This window comes from Mycobacterium paraense (genome assembly GCF_002101815.1).
Taxonomy (GTDB): Bacteria; Actinomycetota; Actinomycetes; order Mycobacteriales; family Mycobacteriaceae; genus Mycobacterium; species Mycobacterium paraense.
Map to the genome: position 1 here is coordinate 1 of NZ_LQPM01000010.1, position 25,748 is coordinate 25,748.

The window sequence follows — 25,748 nt, forward strand, 5'->3', positions numbered from 1 at the left end:
CCGTCCCTCCCGCCCCGGCGCCGCCCGCCGAGCTCGTCGTCGTCGACGGGATGCCCGAGGGGGTGCCGCCGGCGGCGCGGCGCCCCGAACCGCGGCTGCCGGTGCCACCGAATTGGCCCTTCGGCGAGGAGTTTCCGCGCACCTGCGGCGTCGGCCGCCTGGCCGGGGGCGCCCTGTTCTGGACCGATTTCCTCTACGACGACCACGGCGCGACCGGCATCCCGGTCGGGGATCTGAAGATTCAGGCGCCCCCGCGCGGCACCTACGTCTACCCCGACGGGCCCGCCGCCGGGAATGGCGCCGACATCTTCCGCGTCGCCGTCGGGCTCACCGAGACGCACACGTGGTGGCGCATCGACTGGAACACGCTGGTGGACGCCTCGGTGCCCATCGCGCTGTTCACCTTTGACACCGACCCCGCCCGCACCGCCGCCGCGGACTGGCCGGCCGGGGCGGGCGTGCGCTCGGAGGGCATCGACCTGGCCCTGCTGGTGTCGGGGCAGCGGGCCACGTTGATCGACCTGACCACCGGCGCCACCACACCGGTCGAGCACAGCGTCGACGCGCCGTCGCGGTCCTTTATGGCGCAGGTGCCGCGGTCTGTGGTGGAGCCGACCGGAACCTGGACGGTCCGGCTCGCCGCCGGGCTGGCCAACGCGGCCGGCGACGGGTTCGCCGACGTGCCCGCCGAGCGCGGGGCCCTGCCCGGCCAGCCCAACGTCTACAACGTCGCGTTTCGCACCAACGAGCAGGAGCCGCCGCACCTGAACTTCTGGTCGGATGCGGCCCAGGCCGCGGCCCTCAGCCACGGCGACGTGTCCGCGTTCGCCGTGAAGGTGCCGTGGGCCCGGCTCGCCGCGCGCGACACCGAGCCCGAGCCGATCATCACCGGCCCGTCGACCCGCTGGTACGTCTCCTCGGTCGAGCTCGGGCAGGGCGTGGCAGGAGGGCTGGCCGCCTACGACATCCTGAGCACCAAGCCGCAGTTTCTCGGTCGCGTCCAGCCCTATTCCGTCTGCCTGCCGTCCAGCTACGCGCCGGGGCGCGCGCTGCCGCTGACGCTGTTGCTGCACTCGCTGTCGCTGGGCCAAAGCCAGTTCGCCGCGATCGACCCGCGCCTGTTGCACGAGGTCTGCGAGGGCCGCGATTCCGTCGTGGTCACCCCGTTGGCCCGGGGCCCGTCGAGCTGGTACTTCGACACCGGGGAACTCGACGTGTGGGAGGTGTGGGCGCGGGTCGCCGAGCAGCTGGGCACCGACCCCAATCGCACTGTCATCGCCGGCTATTCGATGGGCGGGTACGCGGCCTACAAGCTGGGGTTGAGCTACCCGCAGGTCTTCTCGCAGGCGGTGGTGCTGGCCGGGCCGCCGGCGTGCGGCGTGCGGCTACTGCCCGGCGTGGACATCCCGGCGGACCTCGACCTGGACTCGCCGTGCGCCCGCGAGGGTGACACCTGGAAGCTGCTGGTCAACGCCCGCTGGCTGCCGTACGTCATCGCGCACGGGTTGGTCGATGAGCTGGTGCCGTTTCCGTCGGCCGCCGAACAGGTGCTCGAGCTGGACCGGCTGGGCTACCGGCACCGGTTCACCGCCTATCCGCTCGAGGATCACATCGCCTGGGTGCTGCAGGACAAGTTCGAGGATCCGATCGCGCACATGGAAACGGCTCTGCGCCAAGGCGATCCGGGACACATCACGTTCGCGTGGTATCCGCAATTGGTGCGCGCCGATCTGGGCATCGGGCCGCACCAGGTGTGGTGGCTCTCGGAGCTGACCGCCGATCCGTCGGTGACCGCGCGGCGCGGGGCCGTCGCCGAGGTCGACGCGCGGTCGTACGCGCGGCCCGATCCGACGCACACGATCCGGCACCATCGCGGCGTCGTTTGGAACCTCGACCCGTCGCCCGGCGTGTACAGCGAGCTGGACTGGCAAGTGGGACGGGCCGTCGCCCCGCTGCCGTATCTGACGCTGCGGCTCACCGGGGTCGCCAGCCTCACGGTGGACGTCGCGCGCGCCGGGCTGGCCGCGCTGGCGTCGTCCACGATCACGGTGGCCACCGATGTCGCGGCGCGAATCACGTTGGCCGGGCTGCCCGCCGGGGTCGAGGTGCAACTTGACGATCAGCCGGCCGGTGCGACCGTGGACGTGCCGGCCGGACGGCACCGGGTCACGCTGCGGGCTGAGTGAGTTGTGGGGCTAGCCCGGCCGGGCTAGCTTGGCGCGCTGGTGGGTGAATAGCGGCCCGCGACGGCGTCGGCGACAATTTCGCGCGATGGTCCCGTTGGTCGTTGATCCTCAGGCGCTGTTCGCAGTGGGCAGCGTCGTCATTGCCGCCGGCGATGGCCTGGCCGCGAACCTGACGGTGCTGACGGCGGGGTTCGCGGCCCATACCGGCCTGGATGCGGCCGGCGCGGTGTTCGGCCTGGCGTATCAGGACGCGGGCGAGAAGGTGCTGCAGGCGGCGGCGGCCGCCATCAACGCGTGCCGGCAAAGCGGGGCCCTGATACAGCAGGGTGCCGCCAACTATTCGCAGGCCGAAACGGCCTCCACGCTGGGCGGGGGCGCCGGCGCGCTGCAGGCGCCGCCCGCGCAGGACAAAGTCTCGGCGCCCGGGCCGCCAGGCACGTGGGGCCAGGGGCCGCCGCCGCCGCTGCTGTGGGCGGTGGTGCAGTCGTTCGTCGACGACGTCTGGCCCGACGGGGACGTGGCCGGTCTGCATGCGGCCGCGGCTCGATGGCGTGGCTTCGCCGGGGCCACGGGCGGGATGCGCAGTGCCCTGAACGCCGCCAAGGCGTTGCTGGACGCGCATCAGATCCCCGAAGGCGAAAAGATCGATGACGCGTTAACGCAAATCGGCGACTGTCTGGGCAAAATCGGCGAGGCATCCGGGGCGGTGGGCCGCGCGCTCGATGATTTCGCCAACGAGGTGGACGGCGCCCAGCACCACATCCGGGATCTGCTGAACCGGCTGGGATCACTGACCGACCTCGGGCACGACGTGATGTTGATCATCAAGGGCGACGCGCTCGATGAGATCAAGAAGATCGCCAAGGACATCAACGACGTGCTGCACGATCTAGGGCGGGAGGCCCGGGCCGCCGAGCAGGGCGTCAAGGCAGGGCTCGGGGTCGTCGACGGCTTGGTCGTCAAACTGGAAAAGTACGTGCGCGGCGAGCTCAAGCAGTTCTTGGGTGATGCGGTCGGCAACCAGGTCGCAACGGTTTTCGACGTTTTCGCCAACGCAAACGAGGGCGCCTTGAAGGGTGCCGTCGGGATGGCGCTCTCCATCGGCGATCTCGACCCGCGGTGGTTCCTCCTCGATCCGCATGGCGCGGCCGCAACCTGGTCGGATATGGCGAAAGGGCTGTGGAAGGGGAGCCTGGTCAACGGCGTCGTCAACCCAAAGGAGTTCGTCGATGCGAACTGGCAGCAGCTCAAAGCCCTGCTGCACCTTGATGATTGGAGCACGGCGCGACCGGGGTTGGGTTTCGGCGAAAACGCTTTCGACGTCGCGATGTTCTTCATTCCTGGGGCCGGCGAAGCCGGCGCCGCGACGGAAGCCGGTGGCGCGGCCCTGCAGGGCGCCGAGGCCGCCGAGGCCGCCGGCGCGGCGGGACGCGCAGGTGCGGAGGCGGCCGGCGGCCTCGCGGGTGCCCGCGGCGCCTTGGCGGACATCGCCGGGGCCGGTGGCGATCTGACCAAGAACCTCGAAGGCGTTGCCGGGACGCTGCCGAAGATCGAGCCGCCGCCGGTTGGCGGCCGCCCGGTGGGTGTGCCGGTGCCCAAGCCGTTGGAGGCGCCCGTCGAGTCGGTACCGCGCCCGCCCGACGCGGCTCTGCCGCCGGGGCGCGCGGTGCACGAGCCGCCTGCATCGGCTGCGGGTGGTCCGCGTGATCCGATACCGGCGACCGCTTCGCATCCGCCGCCCGTACCCGCAGCAGCGGCGGAACGTGTCCCGTCGGCGTCGCAATTGGTTGATCATTCGGCGGTTCGAGAGCCTTTAGCGCCGAGCGGAGCCCCCGCCGAACCTGCGCCCGCGGCTGGGCACGGATCGCAGCCCGCGCCGTCCTTCACCTCTGCGGCGCCGCATTCGCTGCCCGCGGCAGGTCACCCGCCCGAACTGCCCGCGCCCTCCGGCGGCTGGCACGGGCATGGCGACGGCGGCCCTCCCGGCGGAAGTCCACCGCACGGCAGGGGACCGCATGGTCCGGACGGCGGTCACCCGTCCAACTGGCCAGACCACGACCGAAAGCCGCACGGAATTGGTGACGGGCCGGCTGACCATGACGGACCTGCTGATCGGGGTAACCATTTGAGTCCCAGCGATGGACTGACTTCGGATGATCTCTCTGCCCTAACCCACTACACTGGATCTGGCTACATAGACCTGAACGACGCGTTAAGGGGCGATATCTTGGACGCGTCTCAACATGCCCGAGTTGAAGCGTTAAATAATGCGCTCTCCAAGCTTCCGCCCTATGAGGGAGCAGTGGTTCGCGGGTCAAATCTGCCACCCGAGGTGCTTGCTGAATATCGGCCAGGCGAATATGTCATCGAAAAAGGTTTTATGAGCACAACAACAAATCCGGCTGTGGCGCAGGCACCCGCATTCGCGGGCAACGTTGAGTTTAGAATTTTTTCTTGCACAGGCCGCGATATCTCGGCGCACTCGATGTTTCCCGCGGAGCAAGAGGTCTTGTTTCCGGCGCACACAAGATTCTTTGTGGTCGATAAAACAGTGGATCCGCTGACGGGTCGGACCATCATCGAAATGCTAGAAGAGTGAGTAGTTGTAGCTCAGGACGGAGTTAGAAGTGAGCAAGGAAATCGCGGGAAAGATCTTTTTGACAGCGGAGGAGGCAGGTGTTCCTCCACCGTCGGAAGAAAAGCTTGCGCGGGCACGGAAGATGTTCGATGAGTTCCAGAAGAAAGTAGAGGCTGTCCCCGAGGAAGACCGACCAACAGAAGTGTCACGAAAATTCTGGGATGACATTTCAGGCACTGAGTACGACCCTCGGCGCGAAAAGTAACCGTTGACCTTCTGGCCGAAGCTATTCGCCCCGGTCCAACAGATCCGACGAACCGAGCACCCGCTCGACCTGCACCTCGATGACCACCCGCCGCGGGTTCGGGCGCGGCGTCCGGTAGCGCTGGGCATAGCGCAACTCCGCGTCACGCACGGCGTCGGCGTCGCTGTTCACCTTGGACCGGCCCTCCAGCGACAGCCACCGGGCCCCGTCGACCTGGCTGAGCACCGCCACCCCGGCGCGGTCGGCGTTGACGGCCTTCTGCGAGCCGCCGGTGGTGATCACCCGCGCGATGTGGGTCTTGGGATCGAAGGTGAAACCCACCGCCACCACATGCGGGGAATTGTCCGCCCGCAGCGTGGTCAGCATGGCCAGGTGACGTTCCGACAGAAAGGCCAGCGCGTCGTCGGTCAGCCGCGTAGTGGTATTCGCCATCACCGCCCACGCTAGCGCAGGTGATAATCGCAGCCGTGGACGACACGGGCGCGGCTCCGGTACTAATCCTGGGCGGCCGCAGCGAAATCGGCGTCGAGCTCGCACGCCGGCTGGCTCCCGGGGCGACGGTGGTGCTGGCCGCGCGCCGAGCCGACCAGCTCGACGACGAGGTCGCCGCCGTCAAGGCCGCCGGGGCCGCGGCGGTGCACACCAGGGAATTCGACGCCGACGACCTCGACTCGCACGGCCCGCTGGTCGCCTCGATCGTCGCCGAACACGGACCGATCGGCACCGCGGTGCTGGCCTTCGGCATCCTCGGCGACCAGTCCCGCGCCGAGACTGACGCCGCGCACGCGGTGTCCATCGTGCGCACCGACTACGTCGACCAAGTCAGCATGCTCACCCACCTGGCCGCCGCCATGCGCGCCGCCGGGCGCGGCTCGCTGGTCGTGTTCTCTTCGGTCGCCGGGGTCCGGGTGCGCCGCGCCAATTACGTTTATGGCTCGGCGAAGGCCGGCCTGGACGGCTTCGCCAGCGGGCTGGCCGACGCGCTGCACGGCACCGGCGTCCACTTGCTCATCGCGCGACCGGGATTCGTCGTCGGTCGCATGACCGAGGGCATGAGGCCCGCGCCGCTGGCCAGTACCCCGGAGCAAGTGGCGGCGGCGACCGCGCGCGCGCTGAACAAGGGCCGGCGCACCGTGTGGATTCCGTGGTCGCTGCGGCCGATGTTCTTCGCCATGCGGCTGCTGCCGCAGTTCATCTGGCGCAGGATGCCACGATGATCGTCGTGGTCGGCATCGGCGCCGACGGCATGGCGGGACTAGCGGAAACATCGCGCGACGAATTACGCAGAGCCACAGTGATTTACGGGTCCAGGCGCCAGCTTGACCTGCTCGACGATACGCTGCCCGCGCCCCGCCATGAGTGGCCGTCACCGATGCTGCCCGCGCTGCAAAGCTTGCCCGTCGACTCCGGAGCAGACATCCATGTGGTGGCCAGCGGCGACCCGCTCCTGCACGGCATCGGCGGCACGCTGATCCGGCTCCACGGCGCCCACAACGTCAGGGTGCTGCCGCACGTGTCCTCGGTGACGCTGGCGTGTGCGCGGATGGGGTGGAACGCCCACGACACCGAGGTGATCAGCCTGGTCACCGCGCGACCGCACGCCGCGGTGCGCCGCGGCGGCCAAGCGATCGTGCTGTCGAAAACCGCTTCCACGCCCAGGGAACTGGCCGCGCTGCTCACCGCACACGGCCGCGGGGACTCCGAGTTCTGCGTGCTCGAAAACCTCGGCGGCCCAACCGAACTCCGCCGCGACGGCACCGCGCGCCAGTGGGCCGACGACGCCGAACGGGAGGTCGGCGACCTCAACCTCATCGCCGTCCGCTACCTGCCCGACGAACGCATGTCGTCCTATCCCGACGACGCGTTCGCCCACGACGGGCAGATCACCAAACACGGGATGCGGGCGGTGACCCTGGCCGCGCTGGCGCCGCGACCGGGGGAGCGGCTCTGGGACGTCGGCGCGGGGTCGGGCAGCATCAGCGTCGAATGGTGCCTGAGCTGGCGGGGTTGCGACGCGGTGGCGTTCGAGCGCGACGAGGCGCGCCGCCTCAACATCGAATCCAACGCCGCGGCTTTCGGCGTCGCCATCGACGTGCGCGGCGCAGCGCCGGAGGCGTTCGACGGCGCCGAGGCGCCCTCGGCGATCTTCATCGGCGGCGGCCTGACCCAGCCTGGCCTCCTCGACGCCTGCCTCGACCACTTGGCCCCAGGGGGACGACTGGTAGTCAACGCCGTCACCGCTGAATCGGAATCGCTTCTCACACAGTCCTATTCGCGGCTCGGCGGTGAGTTGCGGCGTCTTCAGCACTACCACGGCGAGCCGCTGGGCGGCTTCACCGGGTGGCGCCCGCAGATGCCGGTCACCCAGTGGGCGGTGACGAAATGACGGTCTATTTCATCGGCGCGGGCCCCGGCGCGGCCGACCTCATCACGGTCCGCGGGCAACGGCTGCTGCAAACCTGTGCAACCTGCCTCTACGCCGGTTCGATCATGCCCGACGACCTGCTGGCCCTGTGCCCGCCCGACGCGAAAGTCGTTGACACCGGCCCGTTGACGCTCGAGCAGATCGTCACGGAAATCGCCGACGCGCACGCCGCCGGCCACGACGTGGCGCGGCTGCACTCGGGCGACCCGTCGCTGTACAGCGCGCTGGCCGAGCAGTGCCGCCGGCTCGGCGCGCTGGGCATCGACTACGAAATCGTGCCCGGTGTACCGGCTTTCGCCGCCGCGGCCGCCGCGTTGAAACGCGAGCTCACCGTCCCCGGGGTGGCCCAGACGGTCACACTGACAAGGGTGGCCACCGTGTCGACGCCCATGCCGTCGGGCGAAGAGCTGGCCACCCTGGCCCTGTCCGGGGCCACCCTGGTGCTGCACCTGGCCGCCGCCCAGATCGATGCAATCGTCCCGCAGTTGCTCAACAGCTATCGCGCCGAAACACCCGTTGCCGTGGTGGCTTTCGCGAGCTGGCCACAGCAGACCGTGCTGCGCGGCACCCTGGCCGACATCGCCGCCCAGATGCACGACGCCAACATCACCAAGACCGCGGTGATCATCGTCGGCGACGTCCTGGCGGCCGAGGGATTCACCGACAGCTACCTGTATTCGGCCGGGCGGACCCGGGGGAGCCGGCACTGATGCGGGTGCTGTTGCTCGGCGGCACCTCGGAGGCCCGCGCCCTGGCGAAAAACCTGCACCCGCAAGTCGACATCGTCAGCTCGCTGGCCGGTCGCGTCCCCGACCCCGCGCTGCCGGTCGGCCCGGTGCGCGTCGGCGGCTTCGGTGGCGTCGACGGACTGACGCGCTGGCTGCAAGACGAACGCATCGACGCCGTCGTCGACGCCACCCATCCGTTCGCGGCGACGATGACCGCCCACGCCGCCGAAGCGTGCAGCGAACTTCACATCCCGCACCTGGTGCTGGCGCGCCCGGCCTGGGCGCCCGGCGACGCGATCGTCGTCGCATCGGACGTGGAAGCAGCGGAAACGGTTGCCGCACAAGCGTACTCACGGGTCTTCCTCACCACCGGGCGCTCGGGGGTCCATGCCTTCACCGGCAGCGACGCGTGGTTTCTGATCCGCGCGGTCACCGCGCCGGACCTCGCCGCACTCCCGCGCCGCAACCAGGTGCTGCTGTCGCGCGGCCCCTATCACTACGACGGCGAGCTGGCGCTGCTGCGCGAGCACCGCATCGACGCGCTGGTCACCAAGAACAGCGGCGGCGCGATGACCCGGGCCAAGCTGGATGCCGCCGCCGCGCTGGACATTCCGGTGGTGATGGTGGCCAGGCCGCCGCTTCCGGCAGGGGTCGCGGCGGTGGGCACGGTCGACGAGGCCGCGGATTGGGTTGCGCGACTGGGCTAACCGGTCAGGTCTTCGCGCTCCATGTCGGCCAGCAGCGCATCGCGGGCGCGGGCGACGCGAGAGCGGATGGTGCCCACCGGGCAGCCGCAGACCGCGGCGGCGTCGGCGTACGGCAGCCCGAGCAGCTGGGTGAGCAGCAGCGCTTCGCGCTGCTCGGTGGTGAGGTTGGCGATCAACGCGGTCACCTCGACCAGATCCTCGAACCCGCGGGCGTGGCGGTCGCCGGTGAGGAAGTGATCGGGATCGGCGCCGGCGGCGGTGCGCGGCCGCGACTGGGCGTGCCGGATATGGTCGGCCACCACCCGGCGCGCGATGGCCAGCAACCACGTTCGCGCGCTGGACCGTCCGGAGAACCGCTCGATCGCGCCGATCGCCCGCAGGAAGGTTTCCTGGGTCAGGTCGTCGGCGCTTCCCGCGTCGGACAGATAGGTGACGAACCGCCACACGTCCTGCTGGGTCGCTTTGATGAAGGCCTCGAGCGCCCGCTCGTTGCCGCGCGCCGCGGCCAACGCGAGTTCGGTAACGGCCTCGTCGTCGCTTGACGCGGTCATGGCCAACCACCTTCGTTGTGCGGGCGCTGCCAGTCTACGACCGGTTGTCGTAGACGCTGCGGTGGGGTGCGGAGCCGAGCGGTTGATGGGCCACAGATGCCGGTGCCGCCGACCGCTCGGCGCCTCCGACGGCACGCCGGGATAGTCGGCGTCCTCGCCGGAGGCGCGCGGCCGCCGGGTCCGCACATGTTCGCGCGCCACCAGCAACGCGAACACCAGCCCCAACAGCAGGGGCATGTGGCTTGCGATGCGTGTCGCGGTCACTTCGCCGGCGAAGGCGTCGACGACCACGTAACTCAACAGCGCGACGGAATACACGCCGGTAATCGCCGCCACCCCAATCGCGGTGGCAGGCCAAATGCCCGCAGCAATCATGGCCAGACCCAACGCCAGCAACCACGCGGTCGACTCGTGCATCAGGTGCTCGCCCGACATGGCGCCGTGCATGTGGCTCGACACCATGCCGAAATCGATGCCGCCGATCTGGGCCGCTGCGATCGCGACCTGGAACAGGCCGACGCCGATCAGGCCCCAACGCCGGTAGCGCGACCGCAGCCAGCGCATCGAGCGGTGATACGCGGGGGACTGCTGATCGAGGCTCGCCATGATCTTGCCGACCAGGTCCGGTCCCTCGCCAGGCTCGATGGACGACAGCCGACGCGTCTGCACCGCCGCACCGATCAGCCAGGTGCGGCAACCCCTACAGGATTCCAGGTGGGCATCGACCTGTTGCGCGAGTACCTGCGGACGCTCGCCGTCCAGCCGCGCAGAAAGCGCCTCACGCGCAACGTCACACCGCATCTCTGCATCGTTGCGCATGCTCGGGCGGCGCGCAAAGGCGTCGAAAAGCGAGGGACGGGAACCAAACCGTCCGGCAAACCGACCACTGAAGACAAGCCCGCTCCTGACGACGTCCACCGAAGAGGTATTCGTGTTCCTGCCCGCAGGCCCCCGACGATGACCGCCCCCATCTGGTTCGCCTTGCCGCCCGAGGTGCACTCCACCTTGCTCAGCAGCGGTCCGGGTTCCGGGCCGCTGCTCACCGCTGCGGAGGCGTGGTCGGCGATGGGCACCGAATATGGCGCCGCGGCAGACGAACTCATCGGGGTGCTGGGTGCGGTGCAGGGCGCGTGGGATGGTCCCAGCGCGGAACGGTACGTGGCCGCCCACGCGCCGTATCTGAACTGGTTGCTCGAGAGCGCGTCGGCCAGCGCGCTCGCCGCGTCAGCGCACCGAACGGCCGCGGCCGCCTACGCCGCCGCGCTCGCGACCATGCCGACGCTCGCCGAACTCGCCGCAAACCACGCCACCCACGCGGCGCTGGTGGCGACCAATTTCTTCGGCATCAACACCATTCCCATCGCGGTCAACGAAGCCGACTACGTGCGCATGTGGCTGCAGGCCGCCGAAACCATGACCACCTACCAAGCCGTCGCCGACTCGGCCCTGGCGGCGGTCCCGACGGCCGCGCCGGCGCCGCAGATCGTCGCGACGGGCGGGGAGGCCCGCAGCGCGGCGGCGCCGAGCAGCAGCGTGTCTTGGCAGGATCAGCTCGCGGCGCTGTTGCAGCAATACACCAAGAATTTCGCGTGGCCGGTGTCGAAGGACCTCAACCCGGCCGGGTGGCCCATTCCCGCGGTCCCGTTCGCCAACGGCCTCACCTCGGCGTTTATGCAGATCCCCGGCATGTCGCCGGCGCTGGCCAGCGCGCTGGCCTGGGCGACCTTCCACACGCTGATGATCTTCTGGCCCTTCGGGCAGCAGGCGATCCAGCTGGCCATCTCGCTCGTCCCCGCCCTGGCCGCCGTTCCCGTCGCCGGAGCCGCGGGCGCGGCGGTGGGTGCCGCGGTGGCAACCGGCATTGCGGTGCCGGTGTCGGTGGCGACTTCCGTGCCGGCGGGCGTGGCAGCGCCGGCTCCGGCCGGTTCTCTGGCCGCGCCCGCGACCGCCGCCGCGCCGACCAGTGCGAGCAGCGCCGCCACCGTCGCCGGTCCCACGGCGCCGAGCGCAACTCACACCATCGGCGGGGGACCCGTCGGTGCCGGGCCGGGGGTGGGGTTCGGTCCGTCGGCGTCAACGGGTATCAGCGCGGGCCTTTCCGACGTCCTCTACGCCGTCGGCATCTCGGGGTTGTCGGCGCGCGGCAGCGCGAGCGCTCGCGGGCGTCGTCGCTCGGAGGAACCGGCGCCGGAGGGCGCCGACGAGCCGGCGGCCGCCGCGGCCACGGCGAACGACCGAACGCGGGGCCGCCGTCGTCGGAGGGTGACGATCGAGGACCGCGCCCATCGCCACGAGTTCATGGACCTCGACGACGACGGGGGGCCGCATCCGGAGGCGTCGGGCCACGGGGGCGGGCGACTCGGGTTCGCCGGCGCCACCGCGTCGGGCGCCGCCGGCCGTCCGGCCGGGCTGATGACACTGGCCGGCGACGGATGCAACGGCGCCCCGGTCACCCCGCTGCTGCCCAACAGCTGGGACGACCGCGCCACCGAATAGCGCTGCGCGACAACCTGATTCACCGGATATCGCCCGAGCGCCGGTGATTCGCTGCGGCCTGTGCAGAAATCGGCGTTTTCGCGCGGGTTCTAGCGGCTCTGGAGAATACCCCCTGGGGTATGGTATACCTGAACGCAGAACTTCCTGTACGGGCCCGACGGCCCTACCCATCGTCGCGGTCTGGTGTTAACACTGAGCCAAAACGACCAGGCCACGAGTGGCCACCAGAGGAAAGGAGACACCGGTGTTGACCTTTCTCAAGAAGGCGTGGGTGCCCCTCGCGGTGGTGGTGGCGGTGGCTCTCGGTGCCGTCGCCGTCGACCGGCTCCGCGGCGTCTTCGGTTCCGATGCCATCTTTACCGCGACGGGCAGCAGCGCCGAACCGCTCGAGCCGTCGCACGTGAAGCAGGTGACCTACGAGATTTACGGGCCCAGCGACACGGCTGGAACCGTGAGCTACCTGGACAGGAAGGCCCAGCCGGAACAGGCGAGCTTCACCAGCCTGCCCTGGACTTTCACGATCACGACGACGGTGCCGGCGGTGATCGCCAGCGTGGTGGCGCAGGGCAACAGCGACAGCATCGGGTGCCGCATCACGGTCAACGGTGAGCTCAAGGACGAACGGTCCACCGCCGGTCGTCACGCGCAAACGTCATGTCTGGTGAAGGCCGCATGAACACCGACGACAACGCGCGCCCGAGGTTCATGCGGTTCGTCCGCACGTTCGCGTGGCCCATCATCATCGGATGGCTGCTGCTGACGGTGGCGCTGAATGTGCTTGTGCCGCCGATCGAGTCGGTCGCACGCAAGCACGCGGTCACCATGTCGCCCCAGGACGCGCCCGCGATGATCGCGGCGAAACACATCGGCGCGACGTTCCACGAGTCGGATTCCGACAGCATCGCGATGATCGTCCTCGAGAGCGATCAACCACTCGGCGACGAGGTGCACCGTTACTACGACGGCTTGGTCCAGAAGCTGCAGGCCGACCCGAAGCACGTGCAGCACGTGCAGAACGTGTGGGGGGACCCGCTGACGGCTGCGGGGGTCCAAAGCCGTGACGGCAAAGCCGCTTACGTCCTACTCAATCTGGCCGGCAACCAGGGCAGCACCCTGGGCAACCAGTCCGTCGACGCGGTGCGGAACATCGTCGACAAGTCACAGCCCCCCAAGGGGCTTAAGGTCTACGTCACGGGCCCGGCACCGCTGACGACGGACATGAACGAAGCCGCCGACAAGAGCATGTTCAAGATGATGGGCGTGACGGGCGTGGTCATCATGATCATGCTGTTCATCGCCTACCGCTCGATCAGCACGGTGCTGCTGGTGCTCGTCATGGTCGGTTTCGAGATGGGCACGGCCAGAGGGCTTGTCGCGCTGCTCGGCAACAACGAATTGTTGGGATTTTCCACGTTCGTCGTCGCCATGCTGTCGTCGCTGGCCATTGCGGCGGGAACCGATTACGCGATCTTTCTCATCGGCCGATACCAGGAGGCCCGCCAGGCGGGCCAGGATCGAGAAACCGCCTGGTACACGATGTTCCGTGGTACCTCGCACATCATCCTGGGCTCGGGGCTGACCATCGCCGGAGCCACCTTCTGCCTCCACCTGGCGCGGCTGTCGTACTTCAAGGCGCTCGGCATCCCGTCCGCCCTGGGGCTGCTCGTCGTCGTTGCGGGAGCCACGACCGCGGCTCCGGCCGTGGTCGCCGTGGCAAGTCGCTTCGGCCTGCTGGACCCGAAACGCGCTGTCAAAGTCCACGGTTGGCGCCGCATCGGCACCGCCACGGTGCGCTGGCCTGGGCCGGTCCTGGCGGCCTCGCTGGCTGTCGCAATCCTCGGCATCCTCGTCATGCCCAGCATGAAGGTCAGCTATAACGACCGCTACTACATACCTGCCCATCTGCCGTCGAATGTCGGGTACGCGGCCGCGGAGCGCCATTTCAGCGCGGCGACAATGAATCCGGACATCCTGATGATCGAGAGCGATCACGACATGCGCAACAGCGCCGACATGATCATTCTCGACCGGCTCGCCAAAGACGTCTTTCGGTCGCCGGGAATCGCGATGGTGCAGAGCATCACCCGGCCGCTGGGCGGCCCGATCGAGCACACATCGTTACCGTTCCAGATCAGTGCCCAAGCGATTCCCATCCAGCAGAACCTCCAGTTCATGAGGGACCGCACAGGCGACATGCTCAAGATGAGCGACGATCTGGGCGCCATGATCGGCTCGATGGAGCGGATGCAGGGCTTGCTGGGCCAGATGAGCGGCGCGACTCATCGCATGGTCGGCGACATGGGCGACATGCAATCCACTTTGAATGAGATGCGAGACCACCTGGCGGACTTCGACGATTTCGCGAGACCGTTCCGCAGCTACTTGTATTGGGAACCACACTGTTTCAACATCCCGGCCTGCTGGGCTTCGAGGTCGGTGTTCGAGGCGATCGACGGTGTGGACAAGTTCAGCGCGAACATGAGCACGCTGATCAAGGACATGAACAACGTCGACGCGATCATTCCCCAGATGATGGCCCAGTTCCCGCCGATGATCGCCGTCGCGAAGTCGATGCAGGGCACATTGCTGACCATGCACAGCAGCTTCTCGAGCCTGGTCACACAGATGGCGCAGATGACCGATACGGCGAGCGCTATGGGTCAGGCCTTCGACGCCTCCAGGAGCGGTGACTACTTCTACCTACCCCCGGAAGCGTTCCAGAATCCCGACTTTCAGCGCGGCCTGAAACTCTTCCTCTCACCGGACGGCAAGGCGCGCGCTTCATCATCACCCACGACGCGGACCCGGCGACTCCAGCGGGCATCGCCGCGGTCAAGCCCGCGCTGAACGCCGCACATCAAGCGGTGAAGGGGACGACGCTCACCGGCGCCAAGTTCTACCTCGCCGGAACGGCGGCGATCTACCGTGACATCCAGGCCGGCTCGCAATACGACCTACTGATCGTCGGGATCGCCGCCCTGACCCTCATTTTCGCCGTCATGGTGCTCATCACTCGAGCGCTCGTCGCGTCCCTGGTGATCGTCGGGACGGTGCTGCTGTCGCTGGGCGCCGCGTTCGGCCTGTCGGTGCTGGTGTGGCAGCACCTCTTCGGCCTGGAGTTGAACTGGATCGCGCCGGTGTTCGGGCTGATCATCCTGCTGGCGGTGGGATCCGACTACAACCTGCTGCTGGTGTCGCGGTTCCAGGAGGAGATCGGGGCGGGGCTGAAGACCGGCATCATCCGCTCCATGGGCGGGACCGGCGGCGTCGTCACCGCGGCGGGACTGGTGTTCGCCTTCACCATGATGTCGATGGCCGCCAGCGACCTGCGCTCGATTGGGCAGGCCGGCACCACGATTGGGCTCGGCCTGCTGTTCGACACCCTCGTCGTGCGGTCCTTGATGACGCCGTCGATCGCCGCGCTGCTGGGGCGCTGGTTCTGGTGGCCGATACGGGTGCGGCCGCGCCCGGCCAGCTCCATGCTTCGGCCGTTCGGGCCGCGCCGGTTGGTGCGCTCGCTCCTGCTGGGCGAGGAAGCCGACACCGCCAGGCTCAACACCCCGGCCGCGGCAGGGGTGCGGACCGGCTGAGAGGCGAGTCGGCATCGTTTGCCGGCGCCCCATGCGGGTACTTCGGCCAGCATGACTACGGCAACACAGCAACGGCTGCGCGCCGTCGCATTGATCTGCACGTTGAAGAAGAGTCCCGCGACCTCGAGTAGCGAGCTGATGGCCGACCAGGTGCTCGAGCAGCTGCGCAAGGCCGGCGCCGACGGCGAGAAGGTCCGCTGCGTCGACTTGAACCTGCTGCCCGGAACGGAATCAGACATGGGCCCGGGGGATGAGTGGCCGCAGCTGCTCGAGAAGGTCCGGGCCTCGGACATCGTCGTGGTCTCCACCCCGACGTGGGTAGGTCACATGTCCAGCGTCGCCCAGCGCGTCCTGGAGCGACTGGACGCCGAGATCTCCGACAAGGACGACGCCGGCCGGCCCAAGATGGTGGGCAAGGTCGCGCTGGCCGCCGTGGTGGGCAACGAGGACGGCGCGCACAAGATCGTCGCCGACCTCTTCCAGGCCCTCAACGACATCGGATTCTCCATACCGGCGCAGGGCTGCACGTACTGGAACGGCGAGGCAATGCAGGGCGGGGACTTCAGCGACCTCGACGAGGTGCCGGAAGTGGTCGCGACCACCACCGAGTCCGCGGCCCGCAATGCGGTGCACCTGGCGGCCGCGCTACGGCAGAGCCCCTATCCGCCGTACGAGTAACAGGTCACCCCGGATAGCGCCGGGGGGTGAACACCCGGTCGCCGAAATCGTCTGAGTACCACTGGGTTTGCGACGAGCCGACGATCAGCAGGCAGCGCATGTCGACCTCGGCGGGGTCTAGATCGGCCAGCCGCACCACGCGGACGTCTTCCGCCGGGCCGGACACGTCGCGGCCGATCACCACCGGCGTGCCGGGCTCGCGGTGGGCCATCAGCACGTCGCGCATCGCGCCGACCTGCCAGGTGCGGGCCTTGGACGCCGGGTTGTAGATGGCCAGCACCAGATCGGCGGCGGCCGCGGCGGCCAGCCGCGCAGAAATCACCTCCCACGGCTTGAGCCGGTCGGACAGCGAGATCACCGCATAGTCATGGCCCAGCGGCGCGCCGACCCGGCTGGCGACGGCCTGGGCGGCCGTCATCGCCGGGACCACCCGGATCCGCACCCCCGGCCACTGTTTGGCTTCCTCCAGCACCGCGGTCGCCATCGCGAACACCCCCGGGTCACCCGACGACACCACCGCGACGGCGCACCCCTCCTCGGCCAGCGCGCAGGCCAGTCGCGCACGCGCGGGTTCGTCGGTGTTGTCGCTGGGGTGGCGCCGTTGCCCCTCGCGGACCGGGACGCGATCCAGGTAAGTCCTGTAGCCGATCAGGTCGGTCGCGGCGGCCAGCTCCCGCCGGCTCTGCGGCGTCATCCAGTCGCTGTGCCCGGGCCCCAGGCCGACGACGGCGACGGTGCCCGCCCGCGGCGGCCGGCGATGCCCCCGACGGCCACCGGGAAGCATGGCCAGCGAAAAGTACGGCACGCCGGTCTCGTCGACCTCCCCGGCCGGCAGGATCCGCTGCCCGGACGTGCTGGCCCGCTCCACGTAGAACGCGTCGTCCAGCTGCCCCGTCGCCGAAAGGGCTTCGCGCACAGCCGGATACGAGCGGCCCAGCTTGAGCACCACCGCAGCGTCGGCGTCGGCGAGCCGGCGGGTCAGCTCGGCCACCGGCAGGGTGCCGGGCAGCACCGACAGCACCTCGTCGCCGGCCACCAGCGGCGTGGCGATGGCGGCCGAGGCGGCGCTCACCGACGTGACGCCCGGGACGATGACCGCGTTGAACCGCTCCGTCAGCCGCGTGTGCAGGTGCATGTAGGAGCTGTAGAACAGGGGGTCGCCCTCGGCCAGCAGCGCCACGTCGCGACCGGCGTCGAGGTGCGCGGCGATGCGCCGCGTCGCCTCGGCGTAGAAGTCTTCGAGCGCGCCCGCGTAGCCGCCGGGATGGTCGGTCGCCTCGGTGGTCACCGGATAGACCAGGTGTTCCTCGATCTGGCCGGGCCGCAGGTACGGTTCGGCGATCCCGCGGGCGATGCTGCGGCCGTGCCGGGCGCTGTGGTAGGCCACCACGTCGGCCTCGCCGATCAGCCGGGCGGCCTTGACCGTCACCAGCTCCGGGTCGCCGGGTCCCAACCCGACGCCCCACAGGGTGCCCCGCGCGCTCATTCGGCGTCGCTCGCGATCGCGTTCACGGCGGCCGCGGCCATCGCGCTGCCGCCGCGGCGGCCCCGCACCACCAGATAGGACATCCCGCGCGGACGGTCGATCAGCTCCTGCTTGGACTGCGCCGACCCGACGAACCCGACCGGGCCGCCGAGCACCGCCGCCGGCGGGGAGACGCCCTCGTCGATCAGCTCGAGCAGCCGGAACAGCGCGGTGGGGGCGTTGCCGATCGCCAGGACCGCGCCCGGCAGCTTCTCGGCCCACAGCTCCACGCCGGCCGCCGAGCGGGTGGTGCGGCGCCGCGCGGCCAGGTCGGCCGCGCCCGGGTCGGCCACCAGCGACACCACCCGGTTGCCGGCCGGCAGGCGGGCGGCGGTGATCCCGGCGGCCACCATCGACGAATCGCACAGCACCGGGGCGCCGGCGTGCAGCGCGGCGCCGGCCCGCGCGACGACGTCGTCGGTGTAGGCGACGTGGTCGGCGACGTCGACCTGCCCGCACGTGTGGATCAGCCGGACCACCACCCGCGCGACGTCGGCCGGAAATCTCGCCAGGTCGGCTTCGGCGCGGATGGCCGCGAACGACTGCCGGTAGATTTCGGCCGCGTCGCGGATGTAGTCGAGCACCCGCTCACCTTAAGGGCTGGTCGCGAAGCAGCCGGTATCCCTGTCCGGTGGCGACCAGCACCTGACCGGCCGGCGGGCTGCCGCACGCCCGCTCGCAGCCGACGAAATGACGGTGTGCCGCGGCGTCGGCGTCCGGCGCCTGCAGCGACAGCGCGGCGTCCGCCCGCACGTCGGCCGCCGAGTGCGCGCACCCGGGGCTGCCGGTGCAGGCGCTGACGTTCAGCCAGGGGGAGTTCTCGTCGAACACCAGCCCCAACGGCGCCAGCACCCGCAGCGCGGTGTCCGCCACCTCCTCGCTGAGATCGCACACCAGCACCGACCGCCACGGCGTGACCACCAGCGGGGCCTCGATCGCGGCCAGGAACTCCGCGACCCGCGCGGGCAGCACGCCCAGCGGCACCGCCGCGCCCAGCGCCACCCGGCCGTCCTGCTGGTCGATCCACCCCACCGGGCCCTTCGTGACGGGCGGGAACGGCGCGGCGCTCATGTCCGCATCGGGCAGCAGCTCCGCGGGATCGGCCAATTCGCTGACGCGCCAAGCCTTTCCGCGGATCTCGACGAACCGCACGGCCAGCGCGACCAGCGCCGGCACCACCTCGTCGACGGTCAGCCGCACGCCGGTGTCCCGGCCCGTCACCACCATCGCGACGCCGTCGCCCAGCGCATGCACCCCGACGTCGGCACCCAGCCCGGAGACGTCGCCGCGGCCGTCATCGATGGCGAACCAGAACCGGCCGCCCAACTCCGCGAGGCTGGATTCGGCGCAAATCGCCGCGTCGAGTTCGCTCACCCATCCGCGCACGTCGGCTTCCCCGCCGAGCCGGCCGGACAGGGGAGAGCCCACGATGTTGCGCACCCGCTCGTGCGTCGGCGACGGCAACAGCCCGGCCCCCGCGACGGCCGCGGCGACCGCCGTGACGTCGGTGATGCCGCGCACCTGCACGTTGCCGCGTGCGGTCAGCTCGAGCGTGCCCGACCCGAACTCGGTCGCGACGCCGGCCAGCGTCGCCAGCTGGGCGGCCGAGATGCTGCCCCCGGGCAGTCGGACCCGCACCAGCGCGCCATCGGCCGCCTGATGCACCTGCAGCGCACCCGGGCAAGCGTCGGTGTCGCGTTCGCGGGCCATCACCACACGGTACGACCGCCGCCGCGGCAGTTAAGTAGCCGACTACGCTAGCCGCCCGGCAACGCCGCGCCGGACACTGCGATTGCCCCATTCCTTCCAGGTCAGGAGCATGCATGGAACAGCGCGGTGGTCATGCGGTGGTGTTGGGAGCAAGCATGGGCGGCCTGTTGGCGGCCCGCGTGCTCGCCGACTTCTACGACCGGGTCACGGTGGTCGAACGAGACATCCTGCCCCTCCATCCCATCAACCGGCGCGGCGTTCCGCAGGGCAGGCTGATCCACGCCCTGGCCGCACGCGGCACGCAGGTCCTCGACGAACTGTTCCCCGGCTTCGTGGGCGAGCTCACCGCCAACGGCGCCGGCATCTGGGACGACGGCGACTTCTCGAAGGTGTCGATATCGGTTGGCGGGCACACCACGCCGCGATCCGGCAGGGCGCCGAACCCGCCCGTGGTCCTCTTCCCGAGCCGGCCGCTGCTGGAATGGAACGTGCGCCGACGGGTGAAGGCGTTTCCGAACATCACCTTCCTCGAATGCCACGACGTGGTCGGCCTGATCACCACGCCGGCCCGTGATCGCGTGATCGGGGCCAGGGTGGAGGACCGGGTCCAGCAGCGCGGGAAGGCGCTTCACGCCGACCTCGTCGTCGACGCGACCGGCCGGGGGTCTCGCATGCCGGTGTTCTTGGAGGAACTCGGCTACGGCCGTCCGCAGGAGGACGAGGTGACGGTCCAGCTCGCCTACGCGTGCCAGCTGCTGCGCCTGGAGCCCGGCGCGATCCGCCAACACATGATCGCCCTCTTCCCGGAACCGGGGCGGCCCAAGATGTTCGGCCTGATCAGAAACGAAAACGACACCTGGATGTTCGGGGTCGGAGCCATGGCCGGGCTGCAGCCGCCCGGCGCGACCGCCGAAATGATCGAATACGCAGAGGATTTCGTGCCCGCGCAGGTGCTGGACGCGTTGCGTGCGGCCGAACCGCTGGGCGAAGTGGTGCACCATCGCGTGCCCTCGAACCGCTGGCGGCGCTACGACAAGATGCGGCGCACTCCCGAAGGCCTGCTGGTGGTCGGCGACGCGGTGTGCTGCTTCAACCCCATCTACGGGCAGGGCATGACGGTCGCCGCGATCGAGGCGACGGTGCTGCGGGACTGCCTGCTTCGCGGGGATCGCGGCCTGGCGCGGCGCTTCTTCCGCGCGTCGGCGAAAACCGTCCGGGTGGCCTGGCAGACCGCCGCCGGCTCCGACTTGGCCCTCCCCGAAGTCGAAGGGCGCCGGCCGATGCCGATGCGCATCAGCAACGCCTTCCTGGAGCGCGTCCTGACCGCCGTCGAGGTCGACCCCGTCGTCGCCGGGCAGTTCATGCGGGTCACGGCGATGGTCGACCCGCCGGCCCGGTTGTTCCGTCCGTCGGTCTTGCGCCGCGTCGCTCGAGCCTGCAGCCGTCGGCCGGCCGGTGTGCAAGCCGTCGACGACAGGCTCGAAGTTAACCACAAGGAAGAGAAGGGAAGTCAGATGTCGAACGACAACATCGAGGTCACGAAGAAGGGCTACGAGGCGTTCACCGCGGGCGACCTGGAAGCGGCGTTGGATGTCTTCAGCGACTCGGCCGAGTGGACCATCAACGGCGACAGCATGATTGGCGGAACGTATCGGGGCAAAAACGAGCTCACCGAACTGTTCATGCGGCTGTCGGAGAAGGCGACCAAGGTCGAGACGAAGCGCTACCTCGCTGACGGCGACGTCGTCATCGTCCTGACCCGGGTCACCGTCGGCGACGAGAGCGCCGACGAGGCCGACGTGTTCGAGTTCCGCGACGGCAAGGTCGTCAAGGCCCACTCCTTCGGCGATACCGCCATGCAGGAACGCGTGTTCGGCAGCAAGCGGGTGGCGACCGGCTAGTTGCGGGTTCGCGCGGAGCTTTCGCCCCGGCCAGACGTTCGGCGCGATTGAATCCGCATCACCGTGGGCACACTCGTCCCCGTGAGGACGCAGGAGTACGCCCCGGGGCGTTTGGTCGACGTGTTCGGCGACTCAGCCCAACCCACGGTCTTGCTGTGGCATGGAATGCAGACCGACGCCCGCGCCGCCGTCGGGCCGCTGGCCGGCATGCTCGCCGACCGCGGCGCGGCGGTGGTGGCGCCCGATTGGAATTCGCACGCCGACGACGGCGGGCGCGCCGACCTGTTGCGCTCGCTCGACTTCGCCCGCGATCTGGCCGCGGACGCCGCCCTTGTCCTCGTCGGGTGGTCGCTGGGCGGGTGTGCCGCCGCGGGCCTCACACTCGATGCGGCGCGCTTCGACCTCGCCCTGGCCCATACGGTGTGCCTGGCCGGCGCCTTCATGGTCCCCGATCCGATCTCCGGTCGCCCGCCGAGCGACATGCTGTCGGCCGACCGCGTCGGTGCGCCGTTCACGCTGCTGCACGGCCTCGCCGACGACGCCGTGCCGGTGGCGGCCAGCAGGGACTTCGCCGCGGAGCTGCGGGCGGTGGGTTGGCCCGTCGAGTTGGTGGAGCTGGCCGCCGATCACGGGTCGATCGCCGGCGCGGACTACGACCCCGTCGCGGATCGCTACGAGCCGGGGAGGAGCGAGGAGGCGCAACGGGTCGCCGCCGAGGTCGCCGCCCGCATCGCGGCGACGCTGCGGTACGAATGATGGGTGGCTGAGCCGACCATCCTGCTGCTGTCGACGTCCGACACGGACCTGATCAGCGCCCGCTCCAGCGGCAAGAACTATCGGTGGGCCAACCCGTCGCGGCTCTCCGATGAGGAATTGCCGGAGTTGCTCGCCGGCGCGGAGATCGTCGTCGTCCGCATCCTCGGCGGATACCGTGCCTGGCAGAGCGGCATCGACACTGTGATCGCTAGCGGCGTCCCGACGGTGCTGGTCAGCGGCGAACAGGCCGCCGACGCGGAGCTGACCGGCCTATCGACCCTGGCGGCCGGCATCGCGGTCCAGGCGCACATCTACCTGGCCCACGGCGGCGTGGACAACCTGCGCCAGCTGCACGCCTTCCTCTCCGACACGGTCCTGATGACCGGCTTCGGCTTCACCCCGCCGGTGGTGACCCCGACGTGGGGCGAGCTGGACCGGCCGGATGCCAGGCACGCCGATGGCCCCACCATCGCGGTGCTGTACTACCGCGCCCAGCAGCTGGCCGGCAACACCGCCTACATCGAATCGCTGTGCCGGGCCATCGAAGACGCCGGCGGACGGGCGCTGCCCGTCTACTGCGCCTCGCTGCGCACGGCCGAACCCGAACTGCTGCACCGCCTCGGCGACGCCGACGCCATGGTGGTCACCGTGCTGGCCGCCGGGGGACTGCGGCCCGCGACCGTGGCGGCCGGCGGTCAGGACGACAGCTGGAACGTCGAACACCTTGCCGCCCTGGACATCCCGATCCTGCAGGGGCTATGCCTGACCAGCCCCCGCGACCAATGGCGCGACAACGACGACGGCCTGAGCCCGCTCGACGTGGCCAGCCAGGTCGCGGTGCCCGAGTTCGACGGCCGCATCATCACGGTCCCGTTCTCGTTCAAGGAAATCGACGACGACGGGCTGATCTCCTATGTCGCCGACCCGGAACGCTGCGCGCGCGTCGCGGGCCTGGCGCTCCGCCACGCGCGGCTGCGGCACGTCGGCCCCGCCGACAAGCGCGTGGCACTGGTCTTTTCGGCCTATCCCACCAAGCACGCGCGCATCGGCAACGCGGTCGGGCTGGACACGCCGGCCAGCGCGGTCGCGCTGCTGCGGGCGATGCGGGAGCGCGGCTACCGGGTGGGAGATCTGCCCGGCGTCGAGGCCGGCGACGGCGACGCCCTGATCCACGCGCTGATCGAACGCGGCGGCCAAGACCCCGACTGGCTCACCGCGGGACAGCTGGAAGGCAACCCGATCCGGGTCTCCGCCAAGGACTATCGGGCCTGGTTCGCCACGCTGCCAAGCGAATTCACCGATGCCGTGCAGGCGCACTGGGGGCCGGCGCCAGGTGACCTCTTCGTCGACCGCAGCCGCGACCCCGACGGCGAAATCGTCATCGCCGCACTGCAAGCGGGCAACCTGGTCCTGATGGTGCAACCGCCCCGCGGGTTCGGCGAAAACCCGGTCGCCATCTACCACGACCCCGACCTGCCGCCCAGCCACCACTACCTCGCCGCCTACCACTGGCTGGACGCCGGATTCCACGCCGATGCGATCGTCCATCTCGGCAAGCACGGCAACCTGGAATGGCTGCCCGGCAAGACGCTGGGCATGTCGGCGGCCTGCGGGCCCGACGCCGCGCTGGGCAACCTCCCGCTGATCTACCCGTTCCTGGTCAACGACCCCGGCGAGGGCACTCAGGCCAAACGGCGCGCGCACGCCGTGCTCGTCGACCACCTCATCCCGCCGATGGCGCGCGCCGAAACCTACGGCGACATCGCGCGGTTGGAGCAACTGCTCGACGAGCACGCGAACGTGGCCGCGCTGGATCCGGGCAAGCTGCCCGCCATCCGCCAGCAGATCTGGACGCTGATCCGCGCCGCCAAGATGGACCACGACCTCGGGCTGACCGAGCGGCCCGCCGAGGACGCCTTCGACGACATGATCCTGCACGTCGACGGGTGGCTGTGCGAGATCAAGGACGTGCAGATCCGCGACGGGCTGCACGTCCTCGGCCAAAAGCCCACGGGGGAGGCCGAACTCGATCTCGTGCTGGCGATCCTGCGGGCGCGCCAGCTGTTCGGCGGCGAGCACGTCATCCCGGGGCTGCGGCAGGCCCTGGGCCTGGCCGAGGACGGCACCGACGAACGGTCGTCGGTCGACCGGGCCGAGGCCGCGGCCCGGGAACTGGTCGGGGCGCTGCAGGCCACCGGCTGGGATCCCGACGCCGCCGACCGGCTCACCGACGACGCCGACGTCGCCTCGGTGCTGCGGTTCGCTGCCACCGAGGTGGTGCCCCGGCTGGCCGGCACCGCGGGCGAAATCGAGCAGGTGCTCAAGGCTCTGGACGGCCGGTTCATCGCCGCCGGCCCGTCGGGCTCGCCGCTGCGCGGCCTGGTCAACGTCCTGCCCACCGGGCGCAACTTCTACTCCGTGGACCCCAAGGCGGTGCCGTCGCGGCTGGCCTGGGAAGCCGGTGTGGCGCTGGCCGATTCGCTGCTGACCCGGTACCGCGCCGACCACGGGCAGTGGCCGCAATCGGTGGGGCTGTCGGTGTGGGGCACCTCGGCGATGCGCACCGCCGGCGACGACATCGCCGAAGTCCTTGCGCTGCTGGGTGTCCGGCCCGTCTGGGACGACGCGTCACGGCGCGTCGTCGGCCTGACGCCGATCCCGCTGGGCGAGCTGGGCCGCCCGCGCATCGACGTCACCGTGCGCATTTCGGGGTTCTTCCGCGACGCTTTCCCGCACGTCGTCATCATGCTCGACGACGCGGTCCGGTTGGTCGCCGACCTCGACGAGCCCGACGAGGACAACTACGTGCGCGCGCACGCCCGGGCCGACCTGGCCCAGCACGGTGACGTAAGGCGCTCTACCACACGGATCTTCGGGTCGAAGCCGGGAACCTACGGCGCCGGGCTGCTGCAGCTGATCGACAGCCGCAACTGGCGCGACGACGCCGACCTCGCGCAGGTGTACACCGCCTGGGGCGGTTTCGCCTACGGGCGGGACCTGGACGGGCGTGAGGCCGTCGACGACATGAACCGCCAGTACCGCCGGATTGCGGTGGCGGCCAAGAACACCGACACTCGCGAGCACGACATCGCCGACTCCGATGACTACTTCCAGTACCACGGCGGGATGGTCGCGACGGTGCGCGCGCTGACCGGCCAGGCCCCCGCCGCCTACATCGGCGACAACACCCGGCCCGACGCGATTCGCACCCGCACGCTGTCGGAGGAGACGACCCGGGTGTTCCGCGCCCGCGTGGTCAACCCGCGCTGGATGGCGGCGATGCGCCGGCACGGCTACAAGGGCGCATTCGAGATGGCGGCCACCGTGGACTACCTGTTCGGCTACGACGCCACCGCGGGTGTGATGGCCGACTGGATGTATGAGCAACTGACCGAGCGCTACGTGCTGGACGCCGAAAACCGCAAGTTCATGGCGGAATCCAACCCGTGGGCGCTGCACGGCATGGCCGAGCGGCTGCTCGAGGCCGCGGGCCGCGGCATGTGGGAGCAGCCGCAACCGGAAACGCTCGACGGGCTGCGTCAGGCGCTGCTCGAGACCGAGGGCGACCTGGAAGGCTAGCCCGCCTTACGTTCGCGAGCAGACGCAGAATCGCATAAATAACACCAGTCGCGTGCGATTCTGCGTCTGCTCG

Annotated in this window: 18 protein-coding genes and 2 pseudogenes; 14 read left to right on the forward strand and 6 right to left on the reverse strand. The window is 69.9% G+C overall.

The window, feature by feature from the left end; genetic code table 11:
* From AWB89_RS08910 to AWB89_RS08920, 3 genes are all read left to right on the forward strand, one after another.
* Window positions 1-2,186: alpha/beta hydrolase-fold protein (locus tag AWB89_RS08910; RefSeq protein ID WP_142282491.1), on the forward strand; the 2,186-nt coding region annotated here is incomplete at its 5' end.
* An 85-nt stretch (window positions 2,187-2,271) separates the two neighbouring features.
* Window positions 2,272-4,785: an ADP-ribosyltransferase domain-containing protein gene (locus AWB89_RS08915; RefSeq protein ID WP_085172951.1), complete on the forward strand. Its 2,514-nt coding sequence runs from the start codon at window positions 2,272-2,274 to the stop codon at window positions 4,783-4,785.
* Window positions 4,786-4,813: 28 nt separating this feature from the next.
* Complete coding sequence (locus AWB89_RS08920) at window positions 4,814-5,029, forward strand: hypothetical protein (protein WP_085172953.1); 216 nt, start codon at window positions 4,814-4,816, stop codon at window positions 5,027-5,029.
* Between the two features lie 21 nt (window positions 5,030-5,050).
* Here the strand turns inward: AWB89_RS08920 and AWB89_RS08925 are convergent, their stop codons facing one another.
* Complete coding sequence (locus tag AWB89_RS08925) at window positions 5,051-5,461, reverse strand: F420-dependent biliverdin reductase (RefSeq protein WP_066913250.1); 411 nt, start codon at window positions 5,459-5,461, stop codon at window positions 5,051-5,053.
* A gap of 35 nt (window positions 5,462-5,496) precedes the next feature.
* On the opposite strand from AWB89_RS08925, the gene AWB89_RS08930 reads away from it, so the two are divergent.
* From AWB89_RS08930 to AWB89_RS08945, 4 genes are read left to right on the forward strand one after another with little or no spacing between them, the layout of a single operon-like run.
* Window positions 5,497-6,246 carry a decaprenylphospho-beta-D-erythro-pentofuranosid-2-ulose 2-reductase gene (locus tag AWB89_RS08930; RefSeq protein WP_085172955.1) on the forward strand — a complete coding sequence of 250 codons (750 nt, stop codon included), beginning with the start codon at window positions 5,497-5,499 and terminating at the stop codon, window positions 6,244-6,246.
* Window positions 6,243-7,415 carry a precorrin-6y C5,15-methyltransferase (decarboxylating) subunit CbiE gene (gene cbiE / locus AWB89_RS08935; RefSeq protein ID WP_085172957.1) on the forward strand — a complete coding sequence of 391 codons (1,173 nt, stop codon included), beginning with the start codon at window positions 6,243-6,245 and terminating at the stop codon, window positions 7,413-7,415. Before AWB89_RS08930 ends, cbiE begins: the two co-directional genes overlap by 4 nt.
* Complete coding sequence (gene cobM / locus AWB89_RS08940) at window positions 7,412-8,164, forward strand: precorrin-4 C(11)-methyltransferase (protein WP_085172959.1); 753 nt, start codon at window positions 7,412-7,414, stop codon at window positions 8,162-8,164. Before cbiE ends, cobM begins: the two co-directional genes overlap by 4 nt.
* Window positions 8,161-8,889: a cobalt-precorrin-6A reductase gene (locus AWB89_RS08945; RefSeq protein ID WP_372515261.1), complete on the forward strand. Its 729-nt coding sequence runs from the start codon at window positions 8,161-8,163 to the stop codon at window positions 8,887-8,889. The genes cobM and AWB89_RS08945 overlap by 4 nt, the downstream gene beginning before the upstream one ends.
* Here AWB89_RS08945 and sigC read toward each other — a convergent pair.
* Both sigC and AWB89_RS28260 read right to left on the reverse strand, forming a co-directional pair.
* Window positions 8,886-9,440, reverse strand: a complete 555-nt coding sequence (gene sigC, locus AWB89_RS27925; protein ID WP_241520463.1) for an RNA polymerase sigma factor SigC — start codon at window positions 9,438-9,440, stop codon at window positions 8,886-8,888. The genes AWB89_RS08945 and sigC overlap by 4 nt on opposite strands.
* Before the next feature lie 183 nt (window positions 9,441-9,623).
* Window positions 9,624-10,259, reverse strand: a pseudogene (locus AWB89_RS28260) (DUF2275 domain-containing protein); the annotation flags it as partial.
* Between the two features lie 138 nt (window positions 10,260-10,397).
* Between AWB89_RS28260 and AWB89_RS08955 the strand changes: the two are divergent.
* From AWB89_RS08955 to AWB89_RS08970, 4 genes and pseudogenes are all read left to right on the forward strand, one after another.
* Entirely contained in the window at window positions 10,398-11,936 is a 1,539-nt protein-coding gene (locus AWB89_RS08955) for a PPE domain-containing protein (RefSeq protein ID WP_085172963.1), read from the forward strand.
* A 244-nt stretch (window positions 11,937-12,180) separates the two neighbouring features.
* Window positions 12,181-12,612, forward strand: a complete 432-nt coding sequence (locus AWB89_RS08960) for an MmpS family transport accessory protein (protein ID WP_085172965.1) — start codon at window positions 12,181-12,183, stop codon at window positions 12,610-12,612.
* A pseudogene (locus tag AWB89_RS08965) lies at window positions 12,609-15,526 on the forward strand (MMPL/RND family transporter). Before AWB89_RS08960 ends, AWB89_RS08965 begins: the two are co-directional and overlap by 4 nt.
* 51 nt (window positions 15,527-15,577) lie before the next feature.
* Window positions 15,578-16,204 carry a flavodoxin family protein gene (locus AWB89_RS08970; protein ID WP_085172967.1) on the forward strand — a complete coding sequence of 209 codons (627 nt, stop codon included), beginning with the start codon at window positions 15,578-15,580 and terminating at the stop codon, window positions 16,202-16,204.
* A gap of 4 nt (window positions 16,205-16,208) precedes the next feature.
* Here AWB89_RS08970 and AWB89_RS08975 read toward each other — a convergent pair whose 3' ends face one another.
* From AWB89_RS08975 to cobG, 3 genes are read right to left on the reverse strand one after another with little or no spacing between them, the layout of a single operon-like run.
* Window positions 16,209-17,690: a precorrin-2 C(20)-methyltransferase gene (locus tag AWB89_RS08975; RefSeq protein WP_085172969.1), complete on the reverse strand. Its 1,482-nt coding sequence runs from the start codon at window positions 17,688-17,690 to the stop codon at window positions 16,209-16,211.
* The gene (locus tag AWB89_RS08980) at window positions 17,687-18,313 is read right to left on the reverse strand and encodes a precorrin-8X methylmutase (RefSeq protein WP_085172971.1); all 627 of its coding nucleotides are present in this window, start codon (window positions 18,311-18,313) and stop codon (window positions 17,687-17,689) included. The genes AWB89_RS08975 and AWB89_RS08980 overlap by 4 nt, the downstream gene beginning before the upstream one ends.
* A gap of 4 nt (window positions 18,314-18,317) precedes the next feature.
* Window positions 18,318-19,439, reverse strand: a complete 1,122-nt coding sequence (cobG, locus tag AWB89_RS08985) for a precorrin-3B synthase (protein ID WP_085173516.1) — start codon at window positions 19,437-19,439, stop codon at window positions 18,318-18,320.
* 113 nt (window positions 19,440-19,552) lie between these two features.
* Between cobG and AWB89_RS27695 the strand changes: the two genes are divergently transcribed.
* The 3 genes from AWB89_RS27695 (at window position 19,553) to cobN (ending at window position 25,675) form a co-directional block, all read left to right on the forward strand.
* Window positions 19,553-21,340 carry a nuclear transport factor 2 family protein gene (locus tag AWB89_RS27695; protein WP_085172974.1) on the forward strand — a complete coding sequence of 596 codons (1,788 nt, stop codon included), beginning with the start codon at window positions 19,553-19,555 and terminating at the stop codon, window positions 21,338-21,340.
* Window positions 21,341-21,421: 81 nt separating this feature from the next.
* Window positions 21,422-22,096 carry an alpha/beta hydrolase gene (locus AWB89_RS08995; protein ID WP_085172976.1) on the forward strand — a complete coding sequence of 225 codons (675 nt, stop codon included), beginning with the start codon at window positions 21,422-21,424 and terminating at the stop codon, window positions 22,094-22,096.
* Between the two features lie 3 nt (window positions 22,097-22,099).
* Complete coding sequence (gene cobN, locus AWB89_RS09000) at window positions 22,100-25,675, forward strand: cobaltochelatase subunit CobN (protein WP_085172978.1); 3,576 nt, start codon at window positions 22,100-22,102, stop codon at window positions 25,673-25,675.
* Window positions 25,676-25,748: the final 73 nt, after the last annotated feature.